Here is a 13,206-nt window from a genome sequence, read left to right on the forward strand (position 1 = left end):
TTAAATAGATTTGTTACAAAGTTAGCAAATTAGGCTTCTAATGAAAGAGAAATAATCCTATTTTTGTAAAAAAAATAAGTTCAATTGAAGGTATATTTTTTAGGTACTGGTACTTCTCAAGGTATCCCGATTATTGGGGTCGATCATCCCGTTTGTAAAAGCACTGATGCTAAGGACAAAAGACTCCGCGTTTCCATCTGGATAACGTGGGACGATCACTCATATGTAATCGATTGCGGACCCGATTTCAGACAACAAATGCTTTCGTGTGGTTGCCGAAAACTCGATGCTATTCTATTTACGCACGAACATGCTGACCATACTGCTGGTTTAGATGACATTCGGCCGTTTAATTTTCGTCAGGGAGAAATTCCGGTTTACGGACACAAACGTGTAATCGACAATCTAAAACGTCGTTTTGAATATGTTTTCGAAACGGTAAATAAATATCCGGGAGCCCCAAGCGTTAAAACGATCGAAGTTGTAAATAGCAAGCCGTTTGTTGTTGGCGATAAAATGGCAGTTCCGGTAAACGTAATGCACGGTGATTTACAGGTTTTCGGTTATCGTATTGATGATTTTGCTTATTTAACTGATGTTAAAACAATTGAAGAAGCTGAAGTTGAAAAATTAAAAAATCTGAAAGTTTTGGTGGTAAATGCATTGCGTGTAGAACCTCATGATACGCATTTTAATTTGCAGGAAGCACTTGATTTTATAAATTTGGTCAAGCCAGAAAAAGCTTATTTAACACACATTAGCCACGTTTTAGGATTTCATGAAGAAGTACAAAAACAACTTCCTGAAAATGTTTTCCTGGCTTATGACAACTTAGAAATTACAATTTAATATAATACACAAAATGAAAAAATCCTTAATGCTTTACCTTTTTATCCTTGCGATACTAATGAATATTTTTACTTATATGTTTTATAGCAGGGAAGTGAAATTTGGACAAGAACGATACGATAAAACCACCAAGAAGCTTAGAGATAGTATAAATTTTGTATCAGGGAAATTGGCTGAAGCCGATTATTTTTCCTTAGAACACAATGAAAATGCTCAAAATTATTTTGATAACAGTGCTTCTGGAGGAAAAGCAATTTTATTCGAAAAACTAATTCCGGTTGTAACCGAAAAATTATTAGATTTTAATGCAAATCCAAAAGGGAACCCTTATACAGGACAAGATCAAATAGGTCCAAACAAATTTATCATCAATAAAGTAAAAATTTTAAATCACCGTTGGATCATTGCAGATTACAGTAATGGAGAAATTTGGGGAGAAGTCTTGTTAAAATACTTTGTTAATGATGACGAAAGTATTAATTTTGAAGTAAATCAAACTTTGTTATACCAAAAATAGGATTTTTTAATCCTATTTTTTTTGGCTAATTTTTAAAAAATAGGATCTATGAAAAAAGTATTTTTATTGTCGATTGTCTTAGCTCTTTCTTTCTCTTGCGCTAAAAAAGTTTCAGAAGAAAAGAAAGAAATAAAAACTGAAACAACAAAAGTTGAAGCAGCAAAACCCGAATCAAAACCAGCTGTTGTAGTTGGTGGCGATACCGATGCTCATGGATGTAAAGCTTCTGCAGGATACACTTGGTCAACTCTCAAAAAAGAATGCATTCGAATTTTTGATGGCACAAAATTATCGCATTATGACGACGGGAAAACCTATACAACGGCATCGTACGTTATTTTCGACGGAGATAAAGCAGAACTTTTCTTAGATACTCAAAAAGAATCCATTATTCTGGAAAGAAAATCTGAAGGTGATTCCTGGGTTAATGGAGATTTACAATTAATTCCCTGGAAAGGTTATGTCTTGAAAAAAGACGGGAAGATTATTTATACAGGAGAGTAATTTTTTTAGTGTTTAGTGTTCAGATTTTTAGTGTTCAGTCTAATTTACTGCTTATAACTTTGACAAAGTTTTTTAGATTGCAAATAGATTAAGACTGAACACTAAAAACCTGAATACTGAATACTAGCCAATCAGCCAATTCTTAAAATCAAAGAAATTTTGCGGAGCAACTCCGTGCCCAACAGGATATTCTTTATAAGTAATCGGAATATTTAGGTTTTCTAAAACAGCAGGTGTTTTTCTAGCCCAATCTACAGGAATTACCTGATCTACAGTTCCGTGTGAAGCAAATATTTTAAGGTTTTTAAAGTCGTTTTTCTCAAATCCTTCTTTAATAATTTCTTCATTAAAATAGCCACTCATTGCTACAACTCTCTGTATTTTTTCAGGATAAGAAAGCGCTACAGAATAACTTAAAATAGAACCTTGACTAAAACCAACCAAAGTTACATTGTTGGCGTCAATAGGATAATTAGCTACTAATTCATCAATAAATTTTGCGATCAAATCACGAGAAGTTTTAGCTTGTTCATTATCCGAAAATTTATTTTGGTCAGCATCAAAGTTGATGGCATACCAGGCATAAGCTCCATATTGTAAATCGTAAGGTGCTCGTGCAGAAATGATATAGTAGTTATCAGGAAGTTCAGTCGCAAATGAGAATAAATCGGCTTCGTTGCTGCCATATCCGTGCAATAAAAGCAAAACAGGATTTTTATCTAATATAACTTTTGGTTCTTGTATTTTATATTCTAATGATAGATTCATTTTTTAATTGTGAATTGTGAATTGTAAGTTGTGAATTGTGAATTTTTAACTTTGATAATGGAATTTCAAAAATTGGAATTTTATTTTATCCGATGGATTTAAACCATTTTTGAAAAAGATTTCCAACTAACGGAATTGGTTTTGTTTGTCCTTGAATGGCACTGAAAATTCCGTAAGTCCATAAAACAGAAATACAAATCCACATTGGAAAAGTGATAAAAAAGCTGTCAAAGTTGCTGATTATAGCTCCGAAAGAAATAAAAGCCAGCGATAATCCTAAAGCCTGGCGGATATGAAATGATGCAAAACTATTTTTATTTTCAGAGTTCATCGACATCGCAATTAGAACACCAATGATCAAAATATAACTGGTAATGGCGATTGATTTTCCCTCTTCTACTGAATTATTCATTTTAATTATTTTGTAACAAGTTGATTTTGATTTAAAATTCCGTAAACTGAGCCTTTAATTTCAGTTCCTAAAAAGGCAGAATTTTTAGATTTTGAAAGGATATTTTCTTTCGTAAAAGTTGATTTTCCTTCTGGAGTAAAGAAGGCAAAATTAGCTTTTGAACCTTCAGTAATTGAGTTGCTTTCAATTCCGAAAACCCCTTTTCCTGAAGTTAGTTTTGCAACCACAGTTTCTACTGGTAAAACGGTTAGTAACGCTCCAAAAGCACTTTCCAATCCAATTGTTCCGTTTTTAGCAGTATCAAATTCCATTTTCTTGAATTCAATATCAATCGGGTTATGATCTGATGTAATCATATCAATCGTTCCGTCGGCAATTCCGTTTAATAAAGCTTGTCTGTCAACTTCAGTTCGCAATGGCGGCGTTACTTTAAATCGAGTATCAAATCCATCAAGTTTTTCATCGGTTAAAACCAAATGATGAACAGACACACTTGTAGTTACGTTTAAGCCTTTGGCTTTAGCTTCCCTAATTAATTGAACCGATTTTGCTGTAGAAATTGTCGGAATATGAAGTTTTCCTCCGCTATATTCTAATAAAAATAAGTTTCTTGCAATTTGAATTTCTTCGGCTAGATTTGGAATTCCTTTTAAACCTAGTTTTGTCGACACAATTCCTTCATTAGCAACTCCATTTCCTTTGATATTAGCATCTTGAGAATAAGCAATTACTAAACCATCAAAATCCTGTACATATTGTAAAGCGATTTTTAGCAAATTGGCATTATCAAGACTTTTATTATAATCTCCAAAAGCAATTGCTCCTGATTTTTTCATGTCAAATAATTCGGCCATGTCTTTTCCTTCACTGGCTTTGGTTAAAGCTCCAATTGGAAAAAGTTCTGTTGCAAAACCATTTGCTTTGCTTTTTACAAAATTTATCTGCGATTGATTGTCGATAATAGGGAAACAGTTGGGTTGTAGTGCAATTGCTGTAAATCCGCTTTTTGCAGCAACATTTAATCCGTTTGCAATTGTTTCTCTGTCTTCATAACCAGGTTCTCCAAGAGAAACGCTGCTATCAAACCAACCTTGAGAAACATGTAAATTTTCGAATCTTACTTCAGTTGCGTCATCATTTGGAAGTGAAACGCCTATTTTTTCTATTAAACCATCTGCAATTAAAAGATCAACGGTCTGGTTATGAAACGGACTTTTTGAGTCTATAATTTTTGCGCTTTTGATGATTATTTTCATATGTAGAGATTTTTTTTGTCGTAAAATGATTTTTGTAAAAAGTATAACGCTTTAGAAATAATCGTGAAATCTATTTTACAAATTTTATAATCGCCATTTCTAATGCTAAAAATAATAGTGCAAAGATAACAAACCATTTCCAAATTTGGCTGTCAGTTCGCTCAGTTTGTAAGGTGTTAAAAATAGTTGAAATGGTATCTGCGGTTTTAAAATCTGAAACTACATTTGTATTTACCTGACTTAAATCGCTTTCGCTTCTTTTATAATTGAAACTTAGATTTTCAACATATTCTTTTTTGTCAAAAATACTGTAATTTCCAGCAGTTTCAGGAAAATCGTTGAAAGTTAATTTTACCTTGTTATTCAATATTTGCTGAATCGGAATAAAAGAATCTTCATTTCCTTTTACTTCCAAAATAGCATCTTTTGTTAATAAAACATCTACAAAATAGGGTTGATTATTGCCAATTGTGAGAGCATTAACGCCTGTTTTTTGATTGTTTTGTCCCATTTTATAAAAAAGCGGTACAATTAAAGGTGATTGCTGAAAATTAGAATTCTCTGAATTTATCGGCGCAGAAAAAATAGTAATTCCATAAACAGCATTTTGAATTGTTGTTACAAATATGCTCTGATCTTCAAAAGATAAAACAGCCGGATAAGGACTTGAAATATCGAATGAATTGTTTGTTTTCGGATACTGAAAATTAGTGATTTTGTTTTCAAAAACGCCAGAGAATAAAGGGTGATCAAAATTGATTTTGGTAATTAACTTACTTTTGTTTTCCAGATTTTTAAATTGAACTTTTCCAAAATTCCCAAGAAAAGAATTGAGATTCGAAATGGAAGTTTTTCCAGAAGGAATCACAACCAAATTTCCACCTTTAGAGACAAATGCTTTTAAAGTAGTTTGCAAGGCTTGTGGAACTTCAATTAATTCATTTAGAATAATAGTATTTTGTTCTTCAAGACTATTATAATCTAAACTGTTGAGTGAATAATTGTTGTATTTGAATTCGGCTGAAGTGTAAATTCGGGATAAGAAATTACTTTTTTCCGGCTCTCCAATGCTGATCACATTCGTTCTTTTAGCTTTTGAAATACTAAAATAAAGTTTGTTGTCGTAAGTCAAACCATTATCATCAATAGTTACATAACCATGAAAAGCTTCTTTTGGGATCGTAAAGTTTATTTCCTTTTTCTTCGCATCAAAATTGATAATCGTTTTTGCAATCAGTTTGTTCTGATTATACAATGCCATCGAAATAGGTTTAAAATCATCGCCATAAGCCGATAAATTTATTCCGATTTCATAAAAATTCTCTAAAGTTTGATTGATAAAAACACTATCGACAGAAACATTGTTTTTTTGTTCTGCTTCCGGAACTATAAAATAAGGTTTCTCTTCAGAATCGATATTTTTCACATCTTTTTCTGCTAATCCAACAGCATCAGTGATGATAACAATGTCTTTTTTATGTGCTGATTTATGCGCTTTTATTTTTGCCATTATCGAAGAAAGTTCAAAAGGCGTGGCGCTATATTTTAAATTCTGTAGAGCACTTTTTGAAGATTTTATATCCGTATTCCAGAAATTTTCTGTGTTGGTTAATAATGAAAATTGGGTATTTTCAGGTGTGTTTTCAAGCAACTCCTGAACGGCACGTTTTAACAATTCTCCTTTTTTGCCTTTGGCCTGCATACTGAATGAATTATCCAGAACGATATACATTTCGTTTGTGGCATTTTTACTGTCTTTGGCTTCAAAAAAGGGCTGAGCAAAGGCTATAATGACACAAGTCAATAATAGTAATCGAGCTGCCAGTAATAATCTTTTTTTGATTTTAGAACTTTTACGCGTTTGAACAGCAAGTTCTTTTAAGAATTTGACGTTTGTAAAATAAGAAGTTTTAAAACGTCGTAATTGAAATAAATGCACCAAAATTGGAACAATCAATAAAAATAGAAAGTATAGAATTTCGGGGTGTTTAAAATGCATTCTGGCTTCGATTTACTTCACTACGTTTTGTAGATGCTGGTCAAAAATACAAATTTTTAGTTAAACCATATAAGTAATCTAAGAGATTATAAGGATGCTGAAAAATTAAATGGACTTATGTTACTTATATGGTTTAAGCGATTAAAATTGAATTGGAAAAATGTAACTTTTGATAATTCATTTGTAACAAAAAATGTAATTTCTAATGATATTATTGAGTATTTTAGCATATTCAAAAAACCACAAAAAACTATGAAAGGATTATATATGCTGTTTTTTTCAGCGTTAGCTTTTACAACTCAAGCCCAGAATAAATTTAATTTATTGATAGGGACATACACCAATACTTGCCAGAGCAACGGAATTTATGTTTATGAATTTGATGCAGCTTCAGGAGAATTTAAATTTAAAAATTCTTCAGAAGGTGTAATTAGTCCGAGTTATTTATCAATTTCAGCAGATAACAAATTCATATATGCCGTAAACGAAAATGGAGATCAAAGTGCTGTTAGCGCTTTTGGATATAACGCAAAATCAGGAAAAGTTACTTTTTTAAATACAAATAAAGCATTAGGAGCTGATCCTTGTCATTTAATTAATGATGATAAAAACGTTATTGTTGCTAATTATTCTGGCGGTAATATTGTCGTTTTTAAAAAGAATGCTGATGGAAGTATTACTACAGTACAACAAATTGTACAACATGAAGGAAAAGGTATAAATCCGGCGCGTCAGGAAAAAGCGCATGTACACATGGTAGTTTTTTCTCCGGATAAAAAATTCGTTTTGTCTAATGATTTAGGTTTAGATAAAGTCTTTATTTATAAATATAATCCGAATTCTAAGAACGAAATGCTAACCTTAAAAGGAAGTGTTGATGTAAAACCAGGAAGCGGACCAAGACATTTGACTTTTAGTAAAGATGGTAAATTTGTATATCTAATTCAGGAATTAGATGCGACATTAACGACTTTTAGTTATGATAAAAGCGGGAGTTTAAAAAAGATTGCTGAAACAAGTATTTTGGCAAAAGATTTTAAAGGCGGTACGGGAGCAGCGGCAATAAAAATATCACCTGACGGAAAGTTTTTATATGTAACAGACAGAGTAGATGCGAACAATATTTCAGTTTACAAAATTCTTAAAAACGGAGCTATTGAATTGGTAGAACAACAAAGTACTTTAGGAAAAGGCCCAAGAGATTTTGCAATTGATCCAACAGGAAATTATCTTTTAGTAGGACATCAATACACCAATAATATTGTAATCTTCAAAAGAGATAAAACAACGGGAAAACTTACTGACACAGGAAAGAAAATTGAATTGTGTTCGCCTGTAGGATTGGTTTTTACGAGGATATAGCTTTTTTTAAGGCACAAAGATACATAGGTACATAGGTGCAAAGGTTAGGTATTAAGTTGATAAGGTTTTGAGGTTCTAAGTAAAAAAAATAAATACTCAATATGTAATTTAAGTTATTAACTTAAATTACATATTGAGCATTTATTTTTACGAACAAAATAGAGAAGCCTTTGGGCCTATGTACCTATGTATCTTTGTACCTTAAAAAAAGAACTATTTATCTTTATCTTTTCTCTTCTTGTCTCTCGTTTTCAACATATTTCGATTGACAGATCCGTGGGTTTTCTTTTTTGTTTTAGAAGGTCCTCCTAAATTGACTTTCTTATTCTTTTTCGCTTTATCGTGAAAAGCACCATCACCATCCAATTTTACTTTTTTCATTAAAAACTTGATGGGCTGTTTGTCTTTTTCAGGTTCAATTAATTTTGCTGAAATTTCAACTTCTTCAGGAAAATCAGCTATTTCTAATTCCTGATTCATTAAAACTTCTACTTCCACTTTAAATTCTTCTTCACGTGGTGTGATAAAACTTATTGCTGTTCCTGTTGCATCGGCACGACCTGTACGACCAATTCTGTGCATATACAATTCAGGAAATTCAGGAAGTTCAAAGTTTATAACATGAGAGATGTTTGAAATATCCAAACCTCTTGCCATAATATCAGTAGTAATTAATCCGCGAAGATTTCCCTCCTGGAATTCAGCCATTGTACTCAAACGGTAATTTTGAGATTTATTAGAGTGAATTACTCCAAACTGTCCTTCAAAATCTTCTTCGATACGCGTATGAAGCATATCAGAAATCTTTTTATTGTTTACGAAAACCAAAACACGTTCCATTCTTTCGTTAGTTTGAAGTAAATGTTTTAAAAGATTTACTTTTGTATTGAAATTCGGAACGTTATAGGTAACTTGAGTAATATTTTCTAATGGAGTTCCTGAAGCAGCAAGAGTAACTTCTTCCGGAAAATCAAAAAAGTCATTCAATACAGCATCAACTTCATCAGTCATGGTAGCAGAAAATAGAATATTCTGACGTTTGGTTTTCATCATCGCCAAAAGCGCTGTTAATTGCGTACGGAAACCAAGGTTCAGCATTTCATCAAACTCATCAATAACTAATTTTTGAGTTTCATCAAAACGAACAACAGCGTCAAGAGCTAAATCCATCATTCTACCTGGCGTTCCAACTAAAATATCAACACCTTCGTAAACTGCTTTTTTCTGTGTATTAATGTTTACTCCACCAAAGATTCCAAGAGTACTAACCGACATATATTTGGTTAATTTCTCGATTTCATCTACAACCTGAACTACCAATTCACGAGTTGGAACCAGAATTACAATTTTAGGCGTATTCGTTGGGGTAAATTTGTATAATTTTAAAAGGGGTAATAAATAGGCAAAAGTTTTACCTGTACCGGTTTGCGCAATTCCCATCATATCTCGACCAGACATAATCACAGAAAAGGATTTTTCCTGAATAGGAGTAGGCGTAACAAATCCTAATTCATCGATTGCTTTTTGTACTGATTTTGGAAGATTGAATTTTTCGAAAGTGCTCATTTGCATTAAATTTTGTGCAAAGATAGCTATAAATAGCTGAAAAATTGATGTTTCTTAGAAATTACGACAGTTTAAGGTATTCGTTTTTCTCAAAATTAGGCTTCGAAATACTATAAAAAACGTTTTATTCGCAATAAAAGCTCATTTGGATTAAATGGTTTTGCAATAAAATCATCAACACCTAGTTGAAAAGCTTCTTCGACTGTGTTTTCCTCTTCACCAAGTGAAGAGAGTGCTATCACGCGAATATTTTTGAAATTTTGTTTGATCTCGCTAATAATTTGCATCCCCGATTTTAGTGGAATAATTATGGTAGTAATAACCAAATCTGGCATAATGGTCGGAATCCGTTCTAGTGCACTAATACCATCATTTGCAATACTTATATTATATCCTTCCTTTTTCAGAATAAATTTTAAAATTTCGATAGTCATCTCATCATTATCGATAATCAGAATTTTTTTGTCGCTACTATTCATGTTGGCATTTATTTTTTGTACAATTCTATTTCATCAATCATTAACATAGGTTTTTTGTTTTTTCGATTCCTCCAGCTCGGTAATTCTGTTTGGGGTTTGATAAGTATTTTGATTTTTATAAAACTACTAAATTTTTGATTTATAACTTCCCATGATTTTGTTGTAATTTGATCATTTTCAGTTAAATTATCACAAATTTTTTCTTCTAAAAGTGTCCATTTTTGGTTTTCGAAACCATAAATAACTATTTTTTTTGGCGTAAAAATCCAATGCCTTTGGTCATCAAGGAAATTTAATTTTAAGGTATTAAAGTCTAGTTTTTTTGTTTCAATTTCAAAAGAAGCTTCTGTTCCATACCATCCAATCCAGTTAATATTGAAATCTTTATATCCTTTATTTCCATCTACTAAGCCAACACTTCCTTTTCCTTTAAAATCATCTGATGGTGGTGTTATAAAATTTACTTTTAAATCTTCGCCAAGATGCGTTGTTGTGTTTTTACTAATTTCCACCCATTCTTTGTAATAGTTGTCAGGTGAAAGGCCGCCTTCGCTCAATTCATAAATTCCGAATTCATTGCAGGATTTTGTAAATTTTAAAACTCTTTCCGTTAAACCTTTTTTTACTTCTTTTTCTCCTTTATTATTTACGACAAACATTCCGTGTTGGTTTTTCCCGTAAAATTTAGATTGTTCAAAAAATACATATTCTAAAGCTAATCGTAACTTTTGAATTCTGGAATTTAAGGTTTTATCTTCTTCGACTGCTGCCAATGCTTTTTCGAGTAATTGATCATATTGATCCATGGCTTCCGGAGTCAAAAAGGTATTTCTGGCCTGAACCGGACCAGAATAAATATCTAAATAAGTATTGCTTTTGTTTTGATTTTCGGTCAAGAGTGCCAAATAGTTTCCCACAAATGGAGCAGCTTTTCCATAAAAACCCCTCAAAAAATCTGCTGTTAATACTTTAATATCAATATCTGTATCCCAAAGTAATTTGGCCAGAAGATATTGTCTTAATTCTGAAAAATCTCCCGGAACATCGGCATAACCCTGAGCGAATATGCCTTTTACTTTATTCTTCTTAAAGAGTTTATAATTGCTTTGAAAGGATTCTAAGTTTGGAAATGGTGACATATAATTAGAAAACTGAACCGTATAATCCCATAAAAATAAATGTGGAGATGCAATGCTCCAGTTTTCCAAAGTTTTTATAAATGAAGCCGAATTTTGAGCTGTTATTGCTTTTCCGCGATTCAATTCAATCGGGCAAAAAATAGTATAAATATTAGGCTCTATTTTTAAATTTACCGGCGGTTTAAAAGTATGTAAATATGCTAGAGTGGTGATTTTTGTTTTTGGAAAATGTTTGGCAATTTTATTCAAAAAATAATAAAAAGATCCCTGAGGCCCGCCATATTTTTCGTTCAATTTTTTACATTCTGTGCATTCACAATAAACCACATCATCATTTTGACTGACGGAGTAAAATTCAGCATTTGGTGTATCGGCAATAATTTTGGTTATTTTTTTTTCAACCAAATCCACTACAGTGTCATTAGTCATACACAAAGATTCTCCATTTCTTTTTCCTTCGTATAAAGCAAATAACTTCGGATTACTTTTAAAATATTCTTTTGGAGGAACCAGAACGTTAAAAGAATGTCCCCAAATACCAAAGTCATCTGCTTGCCAATCGAGTTTGTGCCAATCTCTAAAATCTTCGTCATAAGAATCAGGATAAAAAAGGGCTCTGTAATCGAATGCGGGATGATAGATTTTTTTTGTATTTTTTGAAAATGTAAGCTGTTCTATTTTTGGAATATAAGTTTCTGTGGAAGTGAATTTTCTGAATTCCCAAATTTCAAGTAATGTATAAACCGCATAACGAAGATATTTAGGATTCTGCGCAACTAAATAAATGGATTTTGAATCACTTTTAATGATAAATTCATTTGGCTTTATTTTTTCCTGATCAGAAACTTCCAGAATTATTTCAGATGATTCTTCGTTTTTTTTATTTTCAGAAATGTTATCAAATGGCTTTGCAAAAGCTTTATCGAGATATTTCTTTAAAAGCAAAGCAGCGCTCTGACTATCTTCAGACTTTGAAATAATACTGTTCTTATTGGATATAATTATTTCGGATTGTGCTATCATTGTGTAACTAAATAAGAAAAAAAAGATTTGGGGTACATAAGCGTGATACTTTTTTTTCATAATATTTAAAATTTATATTGCATTAAAAACGCAAAATCGAGTTCTGTTTGAAATTTGTTTGCTACATATTCCTGTTCATTATCTGTGATGAGAATTCCAAAAATGTAATGGCTTTTAATCAGCTTATAGAAACCACCACTTATACGGTAAGAACGCAAAGACATTCTTGTTTCATATTCTGCAGCTCTTGTTCTATCGTCGGGTGAAGTTCCGTAACCCGCAATAAGTGTTATATAATCATATTTTGTTTTATAATAATATCTGGAGGTCAAAGTAAATGAAGTACCATTTTCCTGAATATAAGATCTTAGGTTAACCCAATAAGACCCAAAATACTTTCCTAATCCAACATTTAGTGTTTTTAAATCGCTATTATCCTGCATTTTAATATAACGTGCTCCTAAATCAGCTTCCCAGCCTTTACCAAAATTATGAAAATACGAATAACCTAATCTCCATTCAGGAAAAGCATCATCCTGACTGTAAGCCACATCAATGTAAGAGTAATTATTGTTTTTTGCATAAAGATAAGACTCAATCTCAAATTGAAGGCCGCTTGCCATTACTAAATTAGATGAAAATCTTTTAGCATAACTCACTCTTCCAATCAAACTTCCCCATAATCGCTGTCTCAAATAATCGACACTTGCTAAATGCCAGGGACCAATGCCGTCACGACTAATATGTGTATAATTGTAATAGGCCCCTATACGATCCATATTAACTTTAGAATACAATGCAAAAAGATGCTGCTCAATTTCCGGATCATTTGGAAATTTAGCTCTAATAGATTTCAGATATTTAGCTTCGTTTTCGGTATCGTTTTGTGAAGTATAGAAAGCAATTCGTCTTAAACGGAATGTTTTATCATCTGGATATAATTCGATTGCTTTATTTGCTAAAATAACACCTTCGTCATATTTTTTTTCTTCTAAATCTAAATTTATTAGATAAAGAAATGCTTCCTGATATTTTGGGTTTTTATCAATTACGTAATTATAATAGTATCTGGCGCTGTCTTTTACTTTATTCAAATCATAATTGCGGCCCAAAATTAAATGGAAATCAAGATAATCCGGTGCTAATTTTTTTCCTAATAAAGCTCTCTGAATATTAAGATTATAATTAGGTTCATTCGTTTTCATATCCGTGATAATAACAGTCAAAAGACTATCGGTATCAATTTTTTTCTGTGCTTTTATATTTTGATTAAAAAATAGAAACAGACAAAAAAACAGTTTGGCTATATGTATCGTATTGATTTTCATCTTC

At 31.8% G+C, this 13,206-nt stretch carries 12 protein-coding genes; 4 read left to right on the forward strand and 8 right to left on the reverse strand.

The genetic code is table 11. From position 1 onward, the window contains the following. Positions 1-84: 84 nt before the first annotated feature. From AC1RRN_RS01510 to AC1RRN_RS01520, 3 genes are read left to right on the forward strand one after another with little or no spacing between them, the layout of a single operon-like run. On the forward strand, positions 85-849 hold the full coding sequence (locus tag AC1RRN_RS01510; RefSeq protein WP_492965585.1) for an MBL fold metallo-hydrolase: 765 nt from the start codon (positions 85-87) through the stop codon (positions 847-849). Between the two features lie 13 nt (positions 850-862). Next, complete coding sequence (locus tag AC1RRN_RS01515) at positions 863-1,366, forward strand: hypothetical protein (RefSeq protein ID WP_492965586.1); 504 nt, start codon at positions 863-865, stop codon at positions 1,364-1,366. A 48-nt stretch (positions 1,367-1,414) separates the two neighbouring features. Continuing rightward, complete coding sequence (locus AC1RRN_RS01520; RefSeq protein ID WP_492965587.1) at positions 1,415-1,870, forward strand: hypothetical protein; 456 nt, start codon at positions 1,415-1,417, stop codon at positions 1,868-1,870. A 123-nt stretch (positions 1,871-1,993) separates the two neighbouring features. On the opposite strand, the gene AC1RRN_RS01525 is transcribed toward AC1RRN_RS01520, so the two are convergent. From AC1RRN_RS01525 to AC1RRN_RS01540, 4 genes are all read right to left on the reverse strand, one after another. Continuing rightward, on the reverse strand, positions 1,994-2,638 hold the full coding sequence (locus AC1RRN_RS01525) for an alpha/beta hydrolase (RefSeq protein ID WP_492965588.1): 645 nt from the start codon (positions 2,636-2,638) through the stop codon (positions 1,994-1,996). Positions 2,639-2,723: 85 nt separating this feature from the next. Next, the gene (locus tag AC1RRN_RS01530) at positions 2,724-3,050 is read right to left on the reverse strand and encodes a hypothetical protein (RefSeq protein WP_492965589.1); all 327 of its coding nucleotides are present in this window, start codon (positions 3,048-3,050) and stop codon (positions 2,724-2,726) included. 5 nt (positions 3,051-3,055) lie between these two features. Continuing rightward, a complete protein-coding gene (locus tag AC1RRN_RS01535; RefSeq protein WP_492965590.1) occupies positions 3,056-4,306 on the reverse strand; it encodes a dihydroorotase in 1,251 nt (416 codons plus the stop codon). Positions 4,307-4,376: 70 nt separating this feature from the next. Next, entirely contained in the window at positions 4,377-6,305 is a 1,929-nt protein-coding gene (locus AC1RRN_RS01540; RefSeq protein ID WP_492965591.1) for a BatA domain-containing protein, read from the reverse strand. A 252-nt stretch (positions 6,306-6,557) separates the two neighbouring features. Between AC1RRN_RS01540 and AC1RRN_RS01545 the strand changes: the two genes are divergently transcribed. Then, positions 6,558-7,667: a lactonase family protein gene (locus AC1RRN_RS01545; RefSeq protein WP_492965593.1), complete on the forward strand. Its 1,110-nt coding sequence runs from the start codon at positions 6,558-6,560 to the stop codon at positions 7,665-7,667. A 213-nt stretch (positions 7,668-7,880) separates the two neighbouring features. Here the strand turns inward: AC1RRN_RS01545 and AC1RRN_RS01550 are convergent, their stop codons facing one another. The 4 genes from AC1RRN_RS01550 to AC1RRN_RS01565 all read right to left on the reverse strand — a co-directional run bounded on the left by AC1RRN_RS01550 (position 7,881) and on the right by AC1RRN_RS01565 (position 13,202). Further along, entirely contained in the window at positions 7,881-9,233 is a 1,353-nt protein-coding gene (locus AC1RRN_RS01550) for a DEAD/DEAH box helicase (RefSeq protein ID WP_492965594.1), read from the reverse strand. 110 nt (positions 9,234-9,343) lie between these two features. Next, the gene (locus tag AC1RRN_RS01555) at positions 9,344-9,712 is read right to left on the reverse strand and encodes a response regulator transcription factor (RefSeq protein WP_492965595.1); all 369 of its coding nucleotides are present in this window, start codon (positions 9,710-9,712) and stop codon (positions 9,344-9,346) included. An 8-nt stretch (positions 9,713-9,720) separates the two neighbouring features. Next, positions 9,721-11,874 (reverse strand): glycoside hydrolase family 20 protein, encoded by a 2,154-nt coding sequence (locus AC1RRN_RS01560; protein WP_492965596.1) that lies wholly within the window; start codon positions 11,872-11,874, stop codon positions 9,721-9,723. 65 nt (positions 11,875-11,939) lie between these two features. Then, a complete protein-coding gene (locus AC1RRN_RS01565; protein ID WP_492965597.1) occupies positions 11,940-13,202 on the reverse strand; it encodes a YaiO family outer membrane beta-barrel protein in 1,263 nt (420 codons plus the stop codon). Between the last annotated feature and the right edge of the window lie 4 nt (positions 13,203-13,206).

Source organism: Flavobacterium sp. GW821-FHT11G01, assembly GCF_058808175.1.